This window comes from Pseudomonas sp. TMP9, assembly GCF_037943105.1.
In the GTDB taxonomy this organism is placed as follows: domain Bacteria; phylum Pseudomonadota; class Gammaproteobacteria; order Pseudomonadales; family Pseudomonadaceae; genus Aquipseudomonas.
The window spans coordinates 3,617,863-3,637,453 of sequence record NZ_CP149803.1; the positions used below are offsets into that span (position 1 = coordinate 3,617,863).

Genomic DNA, 19,591 nt, shown 5'->3' on the forward strand with positions numbered 1-19,591 from the left:
ATCGCTTGTTACAGTTTGCGAGGCCTTGCGCTGCACCCCTAACGGTTGAGGCTTTAGGTGCTGGCCGCACAATTTGGCCACTTCGATCCCCTTTTGGCCGTTGTCAGCGTTCTTACCCGGCCCGTTAACTGCGAACAATGGTCAACAGAACAAAAATCCCTAGGAGCCGTTTGCATGCTGACCTTTTACAGCGACGACCATCACCTGCATCACGGCAGCTGCGAGCTGATTGATGGCCAACTGCTGCCGTGTTTTGAGAAGCCGCAACGGGCTGACCATATTTTGCAGCGGGTTAACGATCGGCAACTGGGCGACGTGCAAGCGCCCACCGATTTTGGTCGCGCACCAATTGAGCGCATTCACAGTGCCGCCTATCTGGATTTCTTCCACGGTGCGTGGGCGCGCTGGCAGGCGCAGAACGGTCATGGTGACTTGCTGCCCTTTACTTGGCCGGCGCGGACCCTGCGTGCGGTCATCCCCCGCGACCTACACGGCCAACTCGGCTATTACAGCTTTGACGGTGGCGCACCCATTACTGCTGGCACTTGGCAGGCGGCTTACAGCGCCGCGCAGGTGGCGCTCAGTGCTCAGGCAGCCATCACTGCAGGCGCGCACAGCGCGTTTGCCCTGTGCCGCCCACCCGGCCATCACGCTGCCGGTGAACTAATGGGGGGCTATTGCTACCTGAACAACGCCGCCATTGCCGCGCAGGCGTTTCTTGATCAAGGCAAACGCCGCGTGGCCATCCTTGATGTTGACTACCACCATGGCAACGGCACCCAGGATATTTTTTACTCACGCAATGATGTCCTGTTTACCTCCATCCACGGCGACCCGGCTGATGAGTTCCCGTTCTTCCTTGGCTACAGCGATGAATGCGGCATCGGTGCCGGTGAAGGCTGCAACTTTAACTACCCACTGGCCATGGGCAGCCCGTGGGCGGTATGGAGTGAGGCGCTGGATCAAGCCTGCCAGCGCATTAGCGAATTTGATGCCGAGGTCATCGTCGTGTCGCTGGGCGTAGACACCTTTAAAGATGATCCAATTTCCCAGTTCAAACTCGACAGCCCGGATTATCTGGCCATGGGCCGGCGGATCGCGGCACTCGGTAAGCCAACACTGTTTGTCATGGAAGGCGGGTATGCCGTCGAGGCCATCGGCATTAACGCCGTCAACGTACTGGAAGGATTCGAAGCCGCTCATTTGTAGGGTGAACATGGCCAAGGCTTGTCCACCGCGCGGCACCGTCAGGCTGCACACGGCATCGCTCTGTTTAGCCGACACACACCGCACAATCACATCAAGGTGAAAAACGATGACAACAATTAAGCACCTGCTCACCAGCGCCCTCTGCGGCGCAACCCTGCTGGCCACTGCGGCCCAAGCGCAAACGGCACCACCCGTACCAGACAAGCAGCGTGAGTTGCGCGTGTACAACTGGGCGGATTACATCCTGCCCTCGGTGCCCAAAGACTTTGCCGACAACACGGGCATTAAGCTGACCTGGGACGTGTTCGACACCAACGAGGGGCTCGAAGCCAAGCTGCTTACCGGCAACTCAGGTTACGACTTGGTGGTGCCGAGTAATACCTTCCTTGATACGCAGATCAAGGCCGGCGTGTTCCAGAAACTGGACAAGAGCAAGCTGCCCAACTGGCAACACCTCGACCCCGGCCTGCTGGAACTGATGACCGCTAACGATCCCGGCAACCAATACGCCATGCCTTATATGTATGGCACGGTGTTGATCGGTTTTAACCCGGACAAGGTTAAGGCCGTGCTCGGTAGTGACGCGCCGGTAAACAGCTGGGACTTAATCTTCAAAGAAGAAAACATCAGCAAGCTCAAGCAATGCGGCGTGGCCATGCTTGATTCGCCCGGCGACATTCTGCCAATAGCCCTGCATTACTTAGGTCTCGACCCCAACAGCACCGACCCGGATGACTACAAAAAAGCCACCGACCTGATGCTGAAAATCCGCCCCAACATCGCCTACTTCCATTCCGCCAAATACATGACCGACATCGCCAACGGCGACATCTGCGTGGCCATCGGCTACTCGGGCAGTTTCTACCAGTTCGCCAACCGCGCTAAAGAAGCCGGCAACGGCGTGGTGGTGGATTGGCGCTTACCGAAAGAAGGTGCCCCCCTGTGGTTTGACTCCTTCGCCATCCCGAAAAGCGCACAAAACGTGGCTGAGGCCCATGAGTTCCTGAACAACCTACTCGATCCAAAAGTGGTGGCGCCGATCAGCGACTTCCTCGGTTACCCCAACCCAAATAAAGACGGCATGCTGCTGGTCGGTCCAGAAATCCGCGATAACCCCGGCCTAACACCAACCGCCGAAACCCAGAAAACCCTCTATGTGCTGCAACCGCTGCCGCAAAAAATTGAGCGTCTGCGCACGCGGGCATGGAACACCATCAAGTCCGGCACCTGATGGCACACCGGCGCAGTGGCTAGTCTGCTGCGCCGGCGATATCCAGCCAAGGGCTTTAGCCGCCGACCTCGCCGGTTTCCAGCTTACGCCAGAGCAACCGCACCGCCGCCTTGCGCACCAACGCGCAGCGGTATAAGCGAATCTCCAGCGGCACTTGCCACTGCTCACCGCCACAGACCATCAGCTCGCCGCGCGCCAGCTCAGCCGTCACCGACAAGCGCGGCACCCAGGCAACGCCCATGCCCTGCAACGCCATGCTTTTTAGGCTGTCAGCCATCGCTGTTTCGTACACCGTGGTGGAACGTAAGGCGCGTTGGCGCAGCAGCAGGTTGACCGAACGCCCGAGAAACGCGCCAGCGCTGTAGGCCAGCAGCGGCACACTTTGCCCGCTCTCTAGATCAAACAGCGGCTGACCGTGTTCATCCACCGCGCACACCGGCAACATTTCGGTGCGGCCCAGATGTAGGGACGGGAAAATTTGCGGGTCCATCTGCATGGCGGCATCGGGGTCGTAATATGCCAGAATCAAGTCGCACGCCCCTTCACGCAGGGCATGCATCGCCTCACCGACGTTGGTGGCCACCAAGCGGGTGCTTAACGGCAACCCCTCGCGACGTAAGCGGGCGATCCACGCCGGGAAAAAACCCAGCGTCAGCGAATGCGCGGCAGCAATCTGCATCACTTCGCCCTGCTGGCCTTCAAGGTTGTGCAGATGACGCAGCACCTCGCTGAGTTGCTCGACCATGCTACGCGCCGTGACCAGAAACAACTGACCGGAGTCGGTCAACGCCACCGGCGTGCAGCTGCGGTCTACCAGGGTCAGGCCCAAGGCATTTTCTAGGCTGCGAATGCGCCGGCTAAAGGCTGGCTGCGTCACAAAGCGCTTTTGCGCCGCCTGAGAAAAACTGCGCGTGGCAGCCAAAGTGACAAAATCGTCTAGCCATTTACTTTCAAGGTTCATCGTCACTCCTGTTGTGTAGGGCGGATGACGCTCTTTTCATACACCGCCCAGCCGGCATTCGGTTGTGGTGGATGGGTAAAGCGTCATCCACCCTACGGCCTGTAGGGGGCGCGTAGGGTGGGTTAGTCGCTTGCCGCCATTGCTAAACACCGCACGACTCAAGACGCGGCGTAACCCACCACCGGCGCAACGCGGTCGATCGCCTAGTGGGTTACGCCCGGACGCAGCCCAACGTCACACGTACATTATGCCGATTATGCATGACCCAGCGTTTAACAGCATTGGCCACAACATGGCTGCAGTCCTTAATCTATGGGACATCGCGGCATCTTCCGCACACCCACGAGAATGTAATCATCATGTCCCCTGTTGCATCATCGCGCGTCGAAAAAGACCTACTCGGCACCCTCGACGTTCCCGCTGAAGCCTATTACGGCATTCAGACCCTGCGTGCCGTGCAGAACTTCCGCCTGTCCGGTGTCACGCTTTCACATTACCCAAAACTGGTCATTGCATTGGCCATGGTCAAGCAGGCCGCCGCCGACGCCAACCGCGAGCTGGGCCACCTGTCTGCCGCCAAGCACACGGCGATCAGCACCGCTTGCGCACGCATCATCCAGGGCGAGTTCCACGATCAGTTCGTGGTCGACATGATCCAAGGCGGCGCCGGCACGTCGACCAACATGAATGCCAACGAGGTGATTGCCAATATCGCCCTCGAAGCCATGGGCTTTGAGAAGGGCGACTACCAGCACCTGCACCCCAACAACGATGTGAACATGGCGCAATCGACCAACGACGCCTACCCCACCGCCATTCGCCTTGGCCTGCTGCTGGGCCACGACAGCCTGCTGACCGCACTGGATAAGCTGATCCAGTCGCTGTCGAAAAAGCACTTAGAGTTCAGCCACGTATTAAAGATGGGCCGCACTCAGTTGCAAGACGCGGTGCCGATGACCTTGGGTCAGGAGTTCCGCGCCTTCGCCACCACCCTCGGTGAAGACCTGCACCACCTCAAGCTGCTCGCGCCAACCCTGCTCACTGAAGTGAACCTAGGCGGCACCGCCATCGGCACCGGCATCAACGCCGACCCGCAGTACCAACTGATGGCCGTTAAACGCCTGGCGATCATCAGCGGCCAGCCGCTAACGCCTGCCGCTGACCTGATCGAAGCCACCTCGGACATGGGCGCGTTCGTGCTGTTCTCCGGCATGCTCAAGCGCACCGCGGTAAAAATGTCGAAGATGTGCAATGACCTGCGCCTGCTCTCCAGCGGCCCACGCACCGGGATCAACGAGATCAACCTGCCGGCGCGCCAGCCAGGCAGCTCGATCATGCCCGGCAAGGTCAACCCGGTTATCCCGGAAGCGGTCAACCAAGTCGCGTTTGAAGTGATCGGCAACGACCTGGCGCTGACCATGGCGGCCGAAGGGGGCCAGCTGCAGCTCAACGTCATGGAGCCGCTGATTGCCTACAAGATTTTCGACTCGATCCGCCTGCTGACCCGCGCCATGGATATGTTGCGCGAGCTGTGCATCGACGGCATCACCGCCAACGAAGCCCGTTGCCGCGAACTGATGGAAAACTCCATCGGCCTGATTACCGCCCTCAACCCCTACATCGGTTACGAAAACGCCACGCGCATCGCCAAAGTGGCGCTGGACAGCGGCCGCAGCGTGCTGGAGCTGGTGCGCGAGGAAAAGCTGCTGGATGACGTCACCTTGGCTGACATCTTGCGCCCGGAAAACATGATTGCGCCGCGCCTCGTCCCACTGCAGCCCTGAGCCAGGAGAACCCCCATGCACACGCAACCTTCGCTTCCCGGTTTTCTGGCCATTCACCCGCCCCGTCGCCTATGGCCCAGCATGCCGGTGGTTTACTGCCAGACCCTGCCCCTGAGTACACCGGCGGCGCAGCACAAGGCGCCCGCGCAACAGCCGAGCACGCGTTAAACATCGACCAGGAGGCTCTGCGCCTCTACCTCCTCAGGGATGACTTCGGTCATCCCTTTTTTTGCCTGCGGCTTAAGCAGGCGTAAGCCGGACCAATACCCGGCTCAGGCAAAGCCCCCACAATGCCGGCCACAGGTTGTACCCTGTTAAGCGAACCACAGCGCACACCGCCCTCTGCCGCGCGTGCGTGACCCGCGTTTGAACCGGAGCTGCCTGCGATGACGTTTTTAACCCATGCCATGCGCACCGCCGTTTTCACAGTCGGCGTGCTGTTGGCCTGTTTACCGGGCCACAGCCTACTCGCCCAAGACGAACCGCAGACCCCGGCCGACACCACGGCGATCGAGTCGGCCGTGTCGGTAAGCGATGAGCAGATTCAAGCGCGCATCGAGAATATTTTTGCCGAGCTGGAGCCGCTGCAGAGCGTCACGGTGTATGTGGGTGAAGGTGTGGTTATTTTGCGCGGCGAGACCGCCAACGAGCTGGCCGCGCAACAAGCTCTGCGCCTGGCAGGCCGGCTCGCCGGCGTGGTCACCGTCACGGACGAGATAAGCCGCACGCTGGCCGTGGCCGATAACCTGCGTCCCGTGCTCAAGCGCTTGCACAGCCAGAGCGTGAATTTCATAAAAGCCCTGCCTTTGCTCGGCCTGGCGCTGCTGTTGGTGGTCGCCTTCACCGTGCTGGGCAACTTTCTGGCGCGGCGCACCCGGCTGTGGCGGAAAATGGCTGCCAATGCCTTTCTCGCCGACCTGCTGGCCCAGGCAACACGGGTGACCATGGTGTTGCTGGGGATTATTCTGGCCCTTAACCTGCTGGGGGCTGCGGCGGTGATCACCACCCTGCTCGGCGGCGCCGGGGTGGTCGGCCTGGCCATCGGCTTTGCCGTGCGCGACGCGGTGGAAAACTACATTTCCAGCGTCATGCTTAGCCTGCGCCAGCCGTTTCGCGCCAAGGATCACGTGATCATCAACGACATCGAAGGCATCGTGGTACGCCTGACCTCACGCGCCACCATTCTGATGACCCTCGACGGCAACCACATGCGCATTCCCAACGCCGCCGTGTTCAAGGGCATCATCCTTAACTACTCCACCAACCCGCAACGACGTTTTGAGTTCGACCTCGGTGTTGATGCGGCGGACGACCCCGTGGCCGGGATGAAAGCCGGATTAGACGCCCTGTGCTCCCTGGACTTTATCCTTAGCGATCCTGAACCCGACGCCTTGATCAACACCGTGGGCGACTCCAACATCGTGCTGACCTTTTATGCGTGGATCGATCAACGCGAAACCAATTTCGCCAAAGCCCGCAGCTTAGCTATTCACGCCGCCATGCAAGCCCTAGAAACCCAAGGTTTTACCCTGCCTGAACCGATTTACCGGCTGCGCTTCGACACCGCGGTCAATACCGCGCTGTTCACCGCACTGGACGGTAAAGCCCAGCCGCCTCAGCCAAGCCCCGGTGAAAGCAAAGCCGCCGAACACGCACCGCGCATTCAACGCGGCGACACCGTGCTGGATGTAACCCCTGACAACCACTTGGAGCAGAAAGTCGATGCCGAAATTCGAGCTGACCGGGGCAGTGACCTGCTGGATAAAAACGTGCCCCACGAATAACGCGTGCAAGGCGAGAGCAGCTAGACAGCCTTACTCAATTTCAAACAACCCGTTGCGGATCTGCGCACCCGCCAAGCGCTGACGGATGTCGGCGTCGATGCGTGGGTCGTCCGGGCTGTAGAGCATCACCTGGCGGTAGGCATTGACCCGGTTGATCTCGCTGCCGAGAAACTCCCAGACCACCCGAGTGCAGGCGGGCGTGCGCAGGTCGCCACTGGACACCCCGGTTTTCAAGCCATTGAGGCGGGTGATGCGGCTCTTGTAGCTGGGGATGAGGATGGTCTGGGTCATCTCGTTGCCGGTCAGCGACTCGTAGTCGATGAGAAACAGCCGGTCTTGCAGGTAAAACGCCGCACCCAAATAGCGGCAGCGCACCCAGTCTTCGGCCTTGCCGCTGGCCGCACGCGAAGGTTCTTGGCGTTCTTGGCGCTCAAACAAAAAGCTGCCGCGCTCCTCGCGCACCTGCACCAGCGACAGCAAAATCTGCCCAGGCACCGACATGCAGTTGGAGTATTCAAAGTAGTAACCGCAGTAGCGCGACAGGCTGCTGGAGAACTCACCCAACGGCTGCAATAACTCCAACAACGGATCAGCGACGGCTCGCGTTTCTTGGCTGCCACTGCGCGCACCGACTAAGTCGGCAAACTGCTCATCCGGCAGGCTTAGCTCATAGGCCTCAACGCCGAAAAAATCACAGATGCGCTTGAGGTTGTAGGCCGTCGGCCGGCTTTGCCCGCTGAGGTATTTATTGAACTGCGCACGGTTGATCGCCAGCTTGCGGCACACCTCGGCGATTGAGCGGTAGTGGCTGCACAACAGCTTGAGGTTAAGGCCTAAGTAGTCAGACATGGCGCCGTTCCTGATGATGCGAGCGACGCGATTCTAGCATCAACTCGCATCAATTCGCCGCCACCTGCGTAATTGCACGGCAGGCGCGTCTGCTCAACTATTCGGCCCCCGCACTATTTCCCTCACAGAACAACAAGAGAGACTGCACCGCCATGCTCGATATTCTCAATGACTTGATCTGGAGCAAGCTGCTGATCGTAATGCTGATCGGCCTTGGTCTGTACTTCACCATCGCCTCACGTTTCGTCCAGTTCCGCTATTTCGGCAGCATGTTCCGTATCTTCGCCGAGGCCTTTCAGCGCCAGCCCGGCCAGCTCAGTTCGTTCCAAGCATTAATGCTCTCGGTGGCAGGTCGTGTGGGTGCTGGCAATATTGCCGGCGTGTCGGTGGCGATCATGCTCGGTGGCCCCGGTGCGATTTTCTGGATGTGGGTCGTGGCGTTGGTCGGCATGGCCACCAGCTATTTTGAGTGTTCCTTGGCGCAACTGTATAAGCGCCGCGAAGCCGACGGCACCTACCGTGGCGGCCCGGCCTTTTACATTCAGCACGGCCTCGGTCAGCGCTGGTTAGGCATTGTGGTGTCGATTCTGCTGCTGGTGACCTTCGGCTTCGGCTTTAACGCCGTGCAGTCATTTACCGTGGCCAGCTCGCTGCACGACACTTTCGGCCTGCCGACTTATGTCAGCGGCCTGATCCTGACTGGGGTGATGGGCTTGATCATCTTCGGCGGCATCAAGCGCATCGCTAAGTTCGCTGACGTGCTGGTGCCGGTCATGGCGTTTTCCTATATCGCCATGGCGTTGTTCGTGATCGGCAGCAACGTTGAGGCTGTACCCGCTACGCTGGCGTTGATCTTCAACAGCGCCTTTGGCCTGGAACCTGCCTTTGCCGGCGGTATTGGCGCGGCGATCCTGATGGGAGTGAAACGCGGCCTGTTTTCCAACGAAGCCGGCTTGGGCAGTGCGCCGAACGTCGCCGCCGTGGCCGAGGTTAAGCACCCGGTGGCACAGGGCATCGTGCAGTCGCTCAGCGTGTTTATCGACACCATCATCCTGTGCAGCTGCACTGCGTTGATCATTCTGTTGTCCGGCGTTTACCAGCCGGGTATGGACATGGCCGGCGTGGTGCTAACCCAAACCGCCGTGGCCAGTGTGGTCGGCGAATGGGGCCGAGTGTTCGTCACCGTTGCGCTGTTGCTGTTTGTTTTCACCACGCTGATTTACAACTACTACCTGGGCGAGAATGCGCTGGGCTTCTTCAGCCAGAAACGTGCGCCGGTGATGGTTTACCGCGTGCTGGTAGTGGCTCTGGTACTCTGGGGCTCGGTGCAGGATTTGGGCACCGTGTTCGCCTTTGCCGACGTGACCATGGGCCTGCTGGCGATTACCAACCTAGTGGCCTTGGTGCTGCTGTTTAAGGTCGGTTTACGTCTGATGCGCGATTACGACAACCAGATCAAAGCAGGCGTTGTATCGCCGGTACTGGATGCGAAGAACTTCGCTGACTTGGACCTCGATCCAGCCGTCTGGGCAGCTAACGCACACAATGCCCCGGCGAACCATGCGGAAATTGGCAACAGCGTGCACCAACGTTAAACCGCTGCAACCGCTGCAATAAACAGGGGGCTTGGCCCCCTGTTTTCATATAAGAACAATAGCAACGGAGATCCTGATGAGTTGTAGAAAACTCCTGGTGCTCTATACCGGCGGCACTGTCGGCATGCAGATGAGCGCCAAAGGCTTGGCCCCGGCATCTGGCTTCGAGGCGCGCCTGCGCAGCCAGCAGGCGCTGGATGCTCAGCCATTGCCTGAGTGGGTCTTCGCCGAGCTGCTGCCGCCTATCGACAGCGCCAACATGAACCAGCACAACTGGTTGGCGATGGTGTCGGCGATTCGCGCTGGCATCGAGCAGGACGGCTGCGACGGCGTGCTGCTGCTGCACGGCACTGATACCTTGGCTTACAGCGCGGCGGCTTTGAGCTTCCTGCTGCTGGGTTTGCCCGTGCCGGTCGTTCTGAGCGGCTCGATGCTGCCCGCCGGTGCCGAGGGCAGCGATGCCTGGAGCAACCTGTTTGGTGCCATGCGCACGCTGCAGGCTGGCATTGCGCCGGGCGTGCACCTGTATTTCAACGGGGCGCTGCTGCATGGCGCGCGGGTCAGCAAGCTGCGCACTGATGCCTTCGACGCATTCGCGGTATTGCCGCGCCTGCGCCAGAGCCCACGCGCAGAGCGCATCCCGGCCAGCATCGACTACCGCCAGCCACGCCAGCCGGTCAATCTGGCCGTGCTGCCGTTTTACCCCGGCATCCAAGCCAATCATCTACGCGCCTTGCTCGACAGCGGCGTGCAAGGTCTGCTGCTGGAATGCTATGGCAGCGGCACAGGCCCGGCGGATGACGCTGAGTTGATACACGTACTTAAGGTTGCACATGATCGCGGCGTGGTGTTGGCGGCGATCAGCCAGTGCCTGCACGGCCATGTCGAGTTCGGCGTGTATGCGGCCGGCAGCCAACTGGCCAGCGCCGGGCTGATTTCCGCCGGCGGCATGACCCGAGAAGCAGCGCTGGGTAAGTTATTCGCCCTGCTCAGTGCAGGCTTGAGCCAAGCCGAGGTGGAACACTGGTTTGCCTTGGATGTTTGCGGTGAACGCGCCGATTGAAGCCTGTGCACTTACAGCTAGGCTGTAAGGGCTTTACCCCGTCAGAGAGGTGCCCGCATGTCGATTCGCATTGCTGTTGAAATCCGCCCCATCACCGACGCCGATCATGCCGCTTGGCTGCCGCTATGGCAGAGCTATCAGCGCTTTTATATGACCGAGATTGCCGCCGCCACCAGCGACATTACGTGGCAGCGCTTCCTCAACCCAACTGAGCCGATGCACGCGGCGCTGGCATGGCACGAGGGTAAAGCCATTGGCTTAGTGCACTGGATTTACCACCGCTCAACGTGGACGCCCGGCGATTACTGCTACCTGCAGGACTTGTTTATCGCCAAGGACATTCGCAGCAGCGGTGCTGGCCGCAAGCTGATTGAGCATGTCTATCAGCACGCCAAGGAACAAGGCTGCTCACGGACTTACTGGCTGACCCACGAAAGCAACAGCCGCGCCATGCTGCTGTATGAACGCATCGCCGAGCGCTCGGGGTTTGTGCAATACCGTAAAGTGTTCTGAACCGACCTAGGCATTGATCTAAAGGCCAGAAAAAGAGCCTACGCCGCTTGCCGCCTAGCCACCTAGCCACCTAGCCACCGCACGGCTATCGCTTGGGTCACGCCCGGCCAGATAACTACCCCGGACTGCGCTGGCACTTGTTCGGGCTACATCAATTACTCACCGTAGCCCGGATCAGCCTCGGCGCAATCCGGGAAGCATCGAGGCCGAAGCATCGCGGTGGCTGCGCACAACCATCGCGACCAGACAGACAACTATCCCGGACTGCGCTGGCGCTTGTTCGGGCTACATCAATTACTCACCGTAGCCCGGATAAGCCCTGGCGCAATAAGGGAAGCGTCGAGGCCGAAGCATCGCGGTAGCTGCGCACAACCATCGCGACCAGAAAGACAACTATCCCGGACTGCGCTGGCGCTTGTTCGGGCTACATCAATTACTCACCGTAGCCCGGATAAGCCCTGGCGCAATCCGGGACAGCGTCGAGGCCGAAGCATCGCGGTGGCTGCGCTTAAACATCGCATCCAGCCAGATAACTATCCCGGGCTGCGCTGGCGCTTGTTCGGGCTACGTGAATTACTCGCCGTAGCCCGGATAAGCCTCGGCGCAATCCGGGATTGCAGCTCAATCGTCACCCGCTAATTCAAGCCCCTCGCAGCCCGCCCAATTAGCGGGCAGGACTCCTTGACGCACAAAACGGTGAAAGCTTGAGTAAGGCCAATCCATAACGCGCTGTACATGCCCATGCTTGACCGGGTTGAAATGGATGTAATTGATATGGGCCGCAAGGTCGCACTCATCACGAATCACATGCTCCCAGAAACGCGCCTGCCAGATACCCGCAGCGCCTCTTAGACCCGGCTTGATGGGTTCGCCAGCGGCACGTAAAGCTTTCACGAACAAGGCTTTGAAATCCCTTAGGCGGGCGGAGTAATTAGTGTCTGCTTCAGGCAATTGCAGCAACAGGTGCAGGTGGTCAGGCATAACCACCACCGCATGCAAGGTGAATGGCCGACGTTGTTTCACATGGCGCAACGCCTCACGCAGCAGGTCGATACGCCGCACCAACAGATCGCTTCGGCGATCCTTCAAGGTCAACGTGAAGAAGTAAGTGCCACCGGCCACACGCGCACGTCGGTAATTGACCATGCCAACCTCCTTGTTGGGAATGCCCCGGACTGCGCTGGCGCTTGTTCGGGCTGCATCAATTACTCACCGTAGCCCGGATAAGCCTCGGCGCAATCCGGGATGCTGGAGAGGTGTCTGTCCGTTTAGAACTTCTCCGGGCGCAGCACTTCCACTTGGGCCAGGTAGCAAACCATGGCGAAGTTGGCGTAGTAGCGTGCTTGCAGGTGGGCGGCGATGCGTTCGGCGATGTCGCGGGTGCAGATGATCTCTAGGCGAATATTGCCTTCGGCGTCCCAGCCGGCGCTGCGCACGCCGCGGCCACCGCGGCCACGGGCGTCGGAGATGGTCCAGCCAGGCGCACCGAGCACCTGTAAGTCTGCCACCAGTTTTTTCTCCAGCGCGGCTTCACAAATCACCGTCAGCAGGGTACGCATGTGTGCGTTCATATCAGAGCCCCCAGGCAATGAGCTGTTCGGCCAGCATCAGGTACAGCGGGATGCCGAGCAGAATGTTGAAGGGAAAGGTGATGCCCAACGAGGCCGTTAGCGACAGCGACGGGTTGGCTTGTGGCAAGGCCAGACGCAACGCCGCCGGTACGGCGATATACGAGGCCGATGCGGCAAGCGTCGCCAGCACGGCGGTCCCACCCAGCGATAGGCCCATAAAACGCCCAAGCAAGGCGCCAATCAGGGCGCCCAGCAATGGCATCAGCAAGGCGAAGCCGATCAGGCGCACACCAAACTGTTTCAGCGCGCCGAGTTGGCTGGAGGCAATCAGGCCCATTTCCAGCAGAAAGAACGCCAGCACCGGCTTGAACATGCTGGTGTACAGCGGCTCAAGTGGTTTGATGCCCTCTTTACCAGCAATCGCACCGATGATCAGGCCGCCGAGCAGGAGCATGATGCTTTTGCCAAGAAAGATTTCCCGGCTCAGTTCGCCCCAGTCAGTATCCCGCGCCATGCCCTTGGCCAGCAGGATGCCGACCAAAATGGCAGGGATTTCCAGAATCGCCACAAACAGCGGCATATAGCTCTCGAACTCGATGCCTTTGGCCAGCATATAGGCCACCACCACGGCAAAGGTACCGGCGCTGACCGAGCCATAATGCGCGGCCACGGCCGCAGCGTTGACGCGGTCAAAGCCCAAACCGCGCAATACGGCAAAGGCTATCAGCGGCAGCAGCACGCCCAAGAGCAGCACCAGCCCCGCCTGGCCGAGCAGTTGCCAGCTGGCCTGCTCAGCCAGCTCCACGCCGCCGTGCAGACCAATGGCCAGCAGCAACATGATCGACAGGGTTTCATACAAGGCCGGCGGCAGTTTCAGCTCGCTTTTCAACAGCCCAGCCGTCAGCCCGAAGACAAAAAACAGCACAACCGGATCCACACTCACCGCATACCTCACACATTGATAATTTCTGAGCTTAAGACGCCCGGCGCGTCACATCTTCGCCACACAAAAAAGCCGCAGCCCGCTGCACGCTGCGTTGAATAGCCCTTTAGGCAACGCGGACACGACCATAGACCACAGCCTTGCACCTCGCTAGGGTAAATGCTCGGCAGTGGTACCGCTTGGCCTGTGCTCCTGTTTACGGCGCGAGGGCATCTTTGAAAACAGGTCGCACGCAGAATAAAAAGCCCCGAAACGCGGAAGAATGCCTGTTCAACCGTCCGGGGCAAAACGCCCTCAACGCACGCCGCGCTGAGGAGGTATGAGGTCAGCCTTCGATTTCTACCAGCACATCACCCGGGTTAACCCGGTCGCCTTTGGCCACGTGCACGGCTGTCACGCTGCCGGCAATCGGTGCCTGGATTTCAGTTTCCATCTTCATGGCCTCGCTGATCAGCACCGCCTGACCGGCCCTGACCGTATCGCCCACCTTGACCAGCACTTCGACGATATTGCCCGGCATGCTGGTGCTGACATCGCCCGGTGCGCTGGCTTGTTTGCGTTTACCCGAACTGCCGGCGACAAAATCATTCAGCGGCTCGAACACCACTTCTTCCGGCATGCCGTCGATGGACAGGTAAAAGTGACGCTTACCGTCGCTCTTCACACCAACGCCGGTGATATCCACACGGTAGCTTTCGCCGTGCACATCAATCACAAACTCGGTGGGCACACCTTCGCCGCTGACTGGCGCTACGCCACCGGCTTCGGGGATCGGTAACAGGGCTTCTGGGGTGAGGTTGCCGGCGCTGCGTTCTTCTAGGAACTTGCGCCCGATGTCAGGGAACATGGCGTAGGTCAGCACGTCTTCTTCGCATGAAGCCAGGCTGCCGATTTCCTCGCGCAATTTGGCCATTTCCGGTTTGAGCAGGTCCGCCGGGCGTACTTCAATCACGTCCTCGCTGCCGATCGCTTGCTTGCGCAGTTGCTCGTTGATCTTGCCCGGTGCCAAGCCATAACGGCCCTGCAGGTAAAGCTTCACTTCGTTGGTGATGGTTTTGTAGCGCTCACCGGCAAGCACGTTAAACACCGCCTGGGTGCCGACAATTTGCGAGGTCGGCGTGACCAGCGGCGGGAAGCCGAGGTCTTCGCGTACCCGAGGGATTTCCGCAAACACTTCATTGATACGGCTCAGGGCGCCCTGCTCTTTGAGCTGGTTGGCCAGGTTGGACATCATCCCACCCGGCACCTGATTAACTTGCACGCGGGTATCGACGGCAGTGAATTCGCTTTCAAACTGGTGGTACTTCTTGCGCACGGCATGGAAGTACAGACCGATTTCTTGGATCAGCGCCAAGTCCAGACCTGTGTCATACGGGCTGCCTTTAAGCGCAGCAACCATCGACTCGGTACCCGGATGGCTGGTGCCCCACGCGAAGCTGGAGATCGCCGTGTCGATATGGTCGGCACCAGCCTCAATCGCCTTGAGCTGACACATCGAGCCCATGCCGGCGGTGTCGTGGCTGTGAATAAATACCGGTAAATCCACTTCCGCTTTCAGCGCTTTGACCAAATCAGCCGCCGCATAGGGCGTCAGTAAGCCGGCCATGTCCTTGATTGCGATGGAGTCGATGCCCATGGCCTGCATGGCCTTGGCCTGCGTCACAAACGCTGCGACGGTGTGCACCGGACTTGTGGTGTAGGCAATGGTGCCCTGGGCATGTTTGCCGGCGGCCTTCACCGCCTCGATCGACACCCGCAGATTACGCACATCGTTCATCGCATCAAAAATACGGAACACGTCGATGCCATTCACCGCCGCCTTGGCCACAAAAGCACGCACCACGTCATCGCTGTAATGGCGATAGCCGAGTAAGTTCTGCCCGCGCAGAAGCATCTGCAAGCGGGTGTTGGGCAGGCCGGCCTTAAGTGCGCGCAGGCGCTCCCACGGGTCTTCTTTGAGGAAGCGAATGCAGGCATCGAAGGTTGCGCCGCCCCAGACTTCCAGTGACCAGTAACCGACCTGATCCAGCTTGGCGCAGATCGGCAGCATGTCATCTAGGCGCATGCGCGTGGCAATAATCGACTGGTGGGCATCGCGCAGGATGGTGTCGGTGACGGTGATCTTTTTGTTAGAAGCGGGCGTGCTCATGTTCTCTGCTCTCCTGTTGCCGGATGCATTCCGGGCCGCAGCACTCCGGATCGCTCCGGGCTACGAATGGTTATAGCCCGGCGTGGGCGGCAATGGCGGTGGCGATGGCGATGGCCAGGTGCGACGGGTTGCGCTTAATCGAGTACTCGGTCAACTCAGGGTGCGCCTCGACAAAACTGGTGTTGAACTGACCGCTGCGAAACTCCGGGTTGCGCAAAATTTCCTGATAATACGCGGCGGTGGTTTTCACCCCTTGCACACGCATGTCATCCAAGGCGCGCAAGCCACGGGCCAGGGCCTCTTCCCAGGTTAGCGCCCAGACCACCAGTTTCAGGCACATCGAGTCGTAGTAAGGCGGGATGGTGTAGCCGGTGTAGATCGCCGTGTCGGTGCGCACGCCGGGCCCGCCGGGTGCGTAGTAGCGGGTGATCTTGCCGAAGCTGGGCAGGAAGTTGTTCTTCGGGTCTTCAGCGTTGATGCGGAACTGCAAAGCAAAACCACGGTGAATGATGTCTTCCTGCTTGACCGACAGCTCCAAGCCCGAGGCGATACGGATCTGCTCGCGGACAATGTCGATACCGGTGATTTCTTCGGTGATGGTGTGCTCCACCTGCACCCGCGTGTTCATCTCCATAAAGTACAGCTCGCCATCTTCGGCCAGCAAAAACTCCACAGTCCCCGCGTTCTCGTAGCCTACGGCCTTGGCCGCGCGCACGGCGAGGTCACCGATATAGGCGCGTTGCTCGGGCGTTAGTTGGGGGCTTGGGGCGATTTCAATCAGCTTCTGATTACGTCGCTGGATCGAGCAATCGCGCTCAAACAGGTGCACCACGTTGCCGAAGCTGTCACCGAGAATCTGTGCCTCGATATGCTTGGGGTTGACGATGCATTTCTCCAGAAACACCTCGGCGCGACCAAAGGCCTTGGTCGCCTCGGAGATCACCCGTGGGTACGCTTGCTCCAGCTCATCACGGCTGTTGCAGCGGCGAATACCCCGGCCGCCACCGCCGTTGGTGGCCTTGAGCATCACCGGGTAGCCGATACGGTCACCCTCGCGCAGAGCTTCGGCGATGTCCGCTACGTTACCTTCGGTGCCGGGGGTGCAGGGCACGCCGGCAGCTATCATGCTGCGCCGCGCTTCGGTCTTGTCGCCCATGCGGCGGATCACTTCGGCGCTCGGGCCGATAAACTTTATCCCGCGCTCGGCGCAAATTTCCGCCAGCTCAGCATTTTCCGAGAGAAAGCCGTAGCCCGGATGCAGGGCGTCGCAGCCGGTTTCGACGGCCAAATTGACCAGCTTGCGCGGGTTCAAATAACCCGCCAGAGGGTCCTCGCCAATGCCATGCGCCTCGTCCGCGCGCTTAACATGCAGGGCCTGCCGGTCGGCATCGGAGTACACCGCTACCGAACGAATATCCATCTCGGCGCAGGCCCGCACGATGCGCACGGCAATCTCACCGCGGTTAGCTATCAGGATTTTCTTGATCACGAGCCGGCATCCTTGATTGCATGAGCAGACAACCGACAAAAGCGGTCGACGGATGATCGCGAATGCGACGGCGATCAGGCTGCTGAAACTACGCCGGTTTGGTGATTAACCAAAATCAATATTTATTGGGTTTAGTATTAGCTAAGACTTATAGTTGAGCATCAGGCTACCCGTTCAACAGGTAATAAACGTGCGTAAGTCATTGCTGCGTATGACGTTTCGTCAACTTCAGGTGTTCCGCTCGGTGTGCGGCCACTTGTCTTACAGCCGCGCGGCCGAGGAGATGGCCCTGACCCAGCCCGCCGTTAGCCTGCAGATTCGCCAACTGGAAGCGCTGATCGGCCAGCCGCTGTTTGATTATGTCGGCAAAAAGCTCTACTTGACCGAAGCCGCCGAGGCCCTGCAGCGCGCCAGCGCGGATATTTTTGGTCGCTTGGAGAGCTTCGACATGCAGCTTTCCGACCTGCAAGGTTCGCTGCAAGGGCAACTCGGCTTAGCGGTCGAATCCAGCGTCAAGTACTTCGTTCCGCACTTGTTCGCCGCTTTTCGTCAGCAATACCCGGAAATTAACCTGCAGTTGGTGGTGACTAATCACGCCCAAGCCCTCAAGCGCCTGAACGCCAACCGCGATGATTTGTTGATCATGTCGCGGGTGCCGACGGACATGAACTTGGAGTTTTTGCCCTTCCTCAATAACCCTATCATTGCCGTGGCCCCGCCCGAACATCCGCTGTGCAACCAGGGCCCACTGAGCCTGCAAGACCTCACCGCCTTCCCACTGCTGATCCGCGAGGCCGGCTCCGGCACACGCCAGGCCTGCGAAGAGTATTGCCATCAAAAACGCGCGCACTTCCCGCAAACCTTGGAGGTCGGCTCCATAGAAGGACAGCGTGAAGGGGTCATCGCCGGCCTCGGTTTAGCCCTGCTGCCACGCCACGCAGTGCGCCGCGAACTGGAATGCTGCGCCCTGCGCGAACTGCCGGTGAGTGAACTGCCGCTGCTGCACAGTTGGTGCCTGGTGCACCCGCGCGGCAAATACCTGTCGCCGGTGGCCCAAGCGTTTTTCGCGTTTGTGCGCGATCAGCGCAGCCTGATCAACGCCCTGGCGGAGCGCTTCGCCGAGCCAACGCCTGCTTCCCGGCCAGGTAACTAGCCGCAATCAACTCAGGAAAGTCAGCCAATTGCTGCTGCAACTGACGCCGCTCGGCATGCGCTTCAATGGCGCGGCGGTATTCCATACGGCGTTGGTCGAGCAACTTGCGCCGGGCTTTGGCATCGGTGTTTTCAAAAGACGGCTGTTTATCCAGATAACCAGACATAGGGCAACTCCCAAGCTGAATAAGGGAGTGCCAGCATCGACGGTGGAGATGACGCTTTGATGGCGACGCGATAACGCGACGAAGACATCAGCAGCGACGCTGCCGAAGTACCGCAATGTCGTAATGTCGTAATGCCGTAGCCCGGATAAGCGCAGCGCAATCCGGGAACCGATCACCCGGATTACGCCAAGGCTTATTCGCGCTACAACGCTTGGCGGCGCTTAATCTTCGACGTTTTTGTGCGCCTTCGGCGACAAACGCAGGCTGCGCAGACTGCGCTTGACGCTCTTGAGGTGGTTGACCAGTCCCGGCCCACGGGCCATGGCCACGCCCATGGCGAGCACATCGATCACCACCAAGTGAGCGATACGCGAGGTCAGCGGGGTGTAGATCTCGGTGTCTTCCTGCACGTCGATCGCCAGGTTGACCGTGGCCAAATCAGCCAGCGGCGTCTGGCTCGGGCACAGGGTAATCAACGTCGCGCCCGTTTCACGCACCAAGTTGGCGGTGATCAGCAGGTCCTTGGAGCGGCCGGACTGGGAGATGCAGATGGCCACATCGGTGGGCTTGAGCGTCACCGCACTCATCGCCTGCATGTGTGGGTCGGAATACGCCGCCGCAGTAAGCAGCAGACGGAAGAACTTATGCTGCGCATCAGCCGCCACCGCACCGGAGGCGCCAAAGCCATAAAACTCTACGCGCTGGGCGTTGGATATCGCCGCGATGGCTCGCTGCAAGGCCTGGGTATCGAGTTTTTCGCGCACCTCGATCAGGGTGTGCAGCGTGGTGTCGAAGATCTTCAGGCTGAAGTCAGCCACCGAATCGTCTTCATGAATGGCGAACTGACCGAAACTGGCACCGGCGGCCAGGCTTTGCGCCAGCTTGAGCTTGAGGTCCTGAAAGCCGGTGCAGCCAATCGCTCGGCAGAAGCGCACGATGGTCGGCTCACTGATGCCGACGCTGTGGGCCAACTCGGCCATGGAGCTGTGCATGACCGAGGTAGGGTCGAGCAGAACATGGTCGGCGACTTTGAGTTCTGACTTGCGCAGGAGAGGGCGCGACTGGGCGATGTGTTGCAACAGGTTCACAGATTTAGGCTCGGCATGTGGCTAACGAATCCATCACGCACAC

At 59.8% G+C, this 19,591-nt stretch carries 19 protein-coding genes; 10 read left to right on the forward strand and 9 right to left on the reverse strand.

The annotated features are described in order from the left end of the window. Positions 1-174: 174 nt before the first annotated feature. Positions 175-1,209: a histone deacetylase family protein gene (locus WF513_RS16985; RefSeq protein WP_339080590.1), complete on the forward strand. Its 1,035-nt coding sequence runs from the start codon at positions 175-177 to the stop codon at positions 1,207-1,209. A 106-nt stretch (positions 1,210-1,315) separates the two neighbouring features. After that, positions 1,316-2,440, forward strand: a complete 1,125-nt coding sequence (locus tag WF513_RS16990; protein WP_339080591.1) for a polyamine ABC transporter substrate-binding protein — start codon at positions 1,316-1,318, stop codon at positions 2,438-2,440. Between the two features lie 55 nt (positions 2,441-2,495). Here WF513_RS16990 and WF513_RS16995 read toward each other — a convergent pair whose 3' ends face one another. Beyond that, positions 2,496-3,401, reverse strand: a complete 906-nt coding sequence (locus tag WF513_RS16995; RefSeq protein ID WP_339080592.1) for a LysR substrate-binding domain-containing protein — start codon at positions 3,399-3,401, stop codon at positions 2,496-2,498. Positions 3,402-3,760: 359 nt separating this feature from the next. Here WF513_RS16995 and WF513_RS17000 point away from each other — a divergent pair, with 359 nt between their 5' ends. The 3 genes from WF513_RS17000 (at position 3,761) to WF513_RS17010 (ending at position 6,969) form a co-directional block, all read left to right on the forward strand. Beyond that, positions 3,761-5,185 (forward strand): aspartate ammonia-lyase, encoded by a 1,425-nt coding sequence (locus tag WF513_RS17000; protein ID WP_339080593.1) that lies wholly within the window; start codon positions 3,761-3,763, stop codon positions 5,183-5,185. A gap of 15 nt (positions 5,186-5,200) precedes the next feature. Then, positions 5,201-5,353, forward strand: coding sequence for a hypothetical protein (locus WF513_RS17005; RefSeq protein ID WP_339080594.1), 153 nt, complete (start codon positions 5,201-5,203; stop codon positions 5,351-5,353). 218 nt (positions 5,354-5,571) lie between these two features. Then, the gene (locus WF513_RS17010; protein WP_339080595.1) at positions 5,572-6,969 is read left to right on the forward strand and encodes a mechanosensitive ion channel domain-containing protein; all 1,398 of its coding nucleotides are present in this window, start codon (positions 5,572-5,574) and stop codon (positions 6,967-6,969) included. Positions 6,970-6,999: 30 nt separating this feature from the next. Here the strand turns inward: WF513_RS17010 and WF513_RS17015 are convergent, their stop codons facing one another. Further along, entirely contained in the window at positions 7,000-7,818 is an 819-nt protein-coding gene (locus WF513_RS17015) for a helix-turn-helix transcriptional regulator (RefSeq protein ID WP_339080596.1), read from the reverse strand. A 152-nt stretch (positions 7,819-7,970) separates the two neighbouring features. On the opposite strand from WF513_RS17015, the gene WF513_RS17020 reads away from it, so the two are divergent. The 3 genes from WF513_RS17020 (at position 7,971) to WF513_RS17030 (ending at position 10,989) form a co-directional block, all read left to right on the forward strand. Continuing rightward, the gene (locus WF513_RS17020; RefSeq protein WP_339080597.1) at positions 7,971-9,413 is read left to right on the forward strand and encodes an alanine/glycine:cation symporter family protein; all 1,443 of its coding nucleotides are present in this window, start codon (positions 7,971-7,973) and stop codon (positions 9,411-9,413) included. A 73-nt stretch (positions 9,414-9,486) separates the two neighbouring features. Next, entirely contained in the window at positions 9,487-10,476 is a 990-nt protein-coding gene (locus WF513_RS17025; RefSeq protein ID WP_339083641.1) for an asparaginase, read from the forward strand. Positions 10,477-10,533: 57 nt separating this feature from the next. After that, entirely contained in the window at positions 10,534-10,989 is a 456-nt protein-coding gene (locus WF513_RS17030) for a GNAT family N-acetyltransferase (RefSeq protein ID WP_339080598.1), read from the forward strand. 621 nt (positions 10,990-11,610) lie between these two features. Here the strand turns inward: WF513_RS17030 and WF513_RS17035 are convergent. The 5 genes from WF513_RS17035 to WF513_RS17055 form a co-directional block, all read right to left on the reverse strand. After that, positions 11,611-12,135: a transposase gene (locus WF513_RS17035; protein WP_339080599.1), complete on the reverse strand. Its 525-nt coding sequence runs from the start codon at positions 12,133-12,135 to the stop codon at positions 11,611-11,613. Positions 12,136-12,257: 122 nt separating this feature from the next. Further along, entirely contained in the window at positions 12,258-12,560 is a 303-nt protein-coding gene (locus WF513_RS17040) for a transcriptional regulator (RefSeq protein ID WP_339080600.1), read from the reverse strand. Between the two features lies 1 nt (position 12,561). Beyond that, the gene (locus WF513_RS17045) at positions 12,562-13,503 is read right to left on the reverse strand and encodes a sodium-dependent bicarbonate transport family permease (protein ID WP_339080601.1); all 942 of its coding nucleotides are present in this window, start codon (positions 13,501-13,503) and stop codon (positions 12,562-12,564) included. Between the two features lie 325 nt (positions 13,504-13,828). Next, the gene (gene oadA, locus WF513_RS17050; protein WP_339080602.1) at positions 13,829-15,652 is read right to left on the reverse strand and encodes a sodium-extruding oxaloacetate decarboxylase subunit alpha; all 1,824 of its coding nucleotides are present in this window, start codon (positions 15,650-15,652) and stop codon (positions 13,829-13,831) included. Between the two features lie 70 nt (positions 15,653-15,722). Beyond that, the gene (locus WF513_RS17055) at positions 15,723-17,141 is read right to left on the reverse strand and encodes an acetyl-CoA carboxylase biotin carboxylase subunit (protein WP_339080603.1); all 1,419 of its coding nucleotides are present in this window, start codon (positions 17,139-17,141) and stop codon (positions 15,723-15,725) included. A 190-nt stretch (positions 17,142-17,331) separates the two neighbouring features. Here WF513_RS17055 and WF513_RS17060 point away from each other — a divergent pair, with 190 nt between their 5' ends. Then, the gene (locus WF513_RS17060) at positions 17,332-18,294 is read left to right on the forward strand and encodes a LysR family transcriptional regulator (RefSeq protein WP_339080604.1); all 963 of its coding nucleotides are present in this window, start codon (positions 17,332-17,334) and stop codon (positions 18,292-18,294) included. Here WF513_RS17060 and WF513_RS17065 read toward each other — a convergent pair. Then, the gene (locus WF513_RS17065; RefSeq protein WP_339083643.1) at positions 18,236-18,397 is read right to left on the reverse strand and encodes a transcriptional regulator; all 162 of its coding nucleotides are present in this window, start codon (positions 18,395-18,397) and stop codon (positions 18,236-18,238) included. The genes WF513_RS17060 and WF513_RS17065 overlap by 59 nt on opposite strands. Between WF513_RS17065 and WF513_RS17070 the strand changes: the two genes are divergently transcribed. Then, a complete protein-coding gene (locus WF513_RS17070; RefSeq protein WP_339083675.1) occupies positions 18,323-18,520 on the forward strand; it encodes a hypothetical protein in 198 nt (65 codons plus the stop codon). The two genes, WF513_RS17065 and WF513_RS17070, sit on opposite strands and share 75 nt — an antisense overlap. 161 nt (positions 18,521-18,681) lie before the next feature. On the opposite strand, the gene hexR is transcribed toward WF513_RS17070, so the two are convergent. Beyond that, entirely contained in the window at positions 18,682-19,548 is an 867-nt protein-coding gene (gene hexR, locus WF513_RS17075) for a transcriptional regulator HexR (RefSeq protein ID WP_339080605.1), read from the reverse strand. Positions 19,549-19,591 lie beyond the last annotated feature (43 nt).

What these genes read in the sequence shown, in the direction of transcription:
- WF513_RS16985 (WP_339080590.1), top strand. Translation starts at nt 175, where the DNA reads ATGCTGACCTTTTACAGCGACGACCATCACCTGCATCACGGCAGCTGC.
- WF513_RS16990 (WP_339080591.1), top strand. Translation starts at nt 1,316, where the DNA reads ATGACAACAATTAAGCACCTGCTCACCAGCGCCCTCTGCGGCGCAACC.
- WF513_RS16995 (WP_339080592.1), bottom strand. Translation starts at nt 3,401, where the DNA reads ATGAACCTTGAAAGTAAATGGCTAGACGATTTTGTCACTTTGGCTGCC.
- WF513_RS17000 (WP_339080593.1), top strand. Translation starts at nt 3,761, where the DNA reads ATGTCCCCTGTTGCATCATCGCGCGTCGAAAAAGACCTACTCGGCACC.
- WF513_RS17005 (WP_339080594.1), top strand. Translation starts at nt 5,201, where the DNA reads ATGCACACGCAACCTTCGCTTCCCGGTTTTCTGGCCATTCACCCGCCC.
- WF513_RS17010 (WP_339080595.1), top strand. Translation starts at nt 5,572, where the DNA reads ATGACGTTTTTAACCCATGCCATGCGCACCGCCGTTTTCACAGTCGGC.
- WF513_RS17015 (WP_339080596.1), bottom strand. Translation starts at nt 7,818, where the DNA reads ATGTCTGACTACTTAGGCCTTAACCTCAAGCTGTTGTGCAGCCACTAC.
- WF513_RS17020 (WP_339080597.1), top strand. Translation starts at nt 7,971, where the DNA reads ATGCTCGATATTCTCAATGACTTGATCTGGAGCAAGCTGCTGATCGTA.
- WF513_RS17030 (WP_339080598.1), top strand. Translation starts at nt 10,534, where the DNA reads ATGTCGATTCGCATTGCTGTTGAAATCCGCCCCATCACCGACGCCGAT.
- WF513_RS17035 (WP_339080599.1), bottom strand. Translation starts at nt 12,135, where the DNA reads ATGGTCAATTACCGACGTGCGCGTGTGGCCGGTGGCACTTACTTCTTC.
- WF513_RS17040 (WP_339080600.1), bottom strand. Translation starts at nt 12,560, where the DNA reads ATGAACGCACACATGCGTACCCTGCTGACGGTGATTTGTGAAGCCGCG.
- oadA (WP_339080602.1), bottom strand. Translation starts at nt 15,652, where the DNA reads ATGAGCACGCCCGCTTCTAACAAAAAGATCACCGTCACCGACACCATC.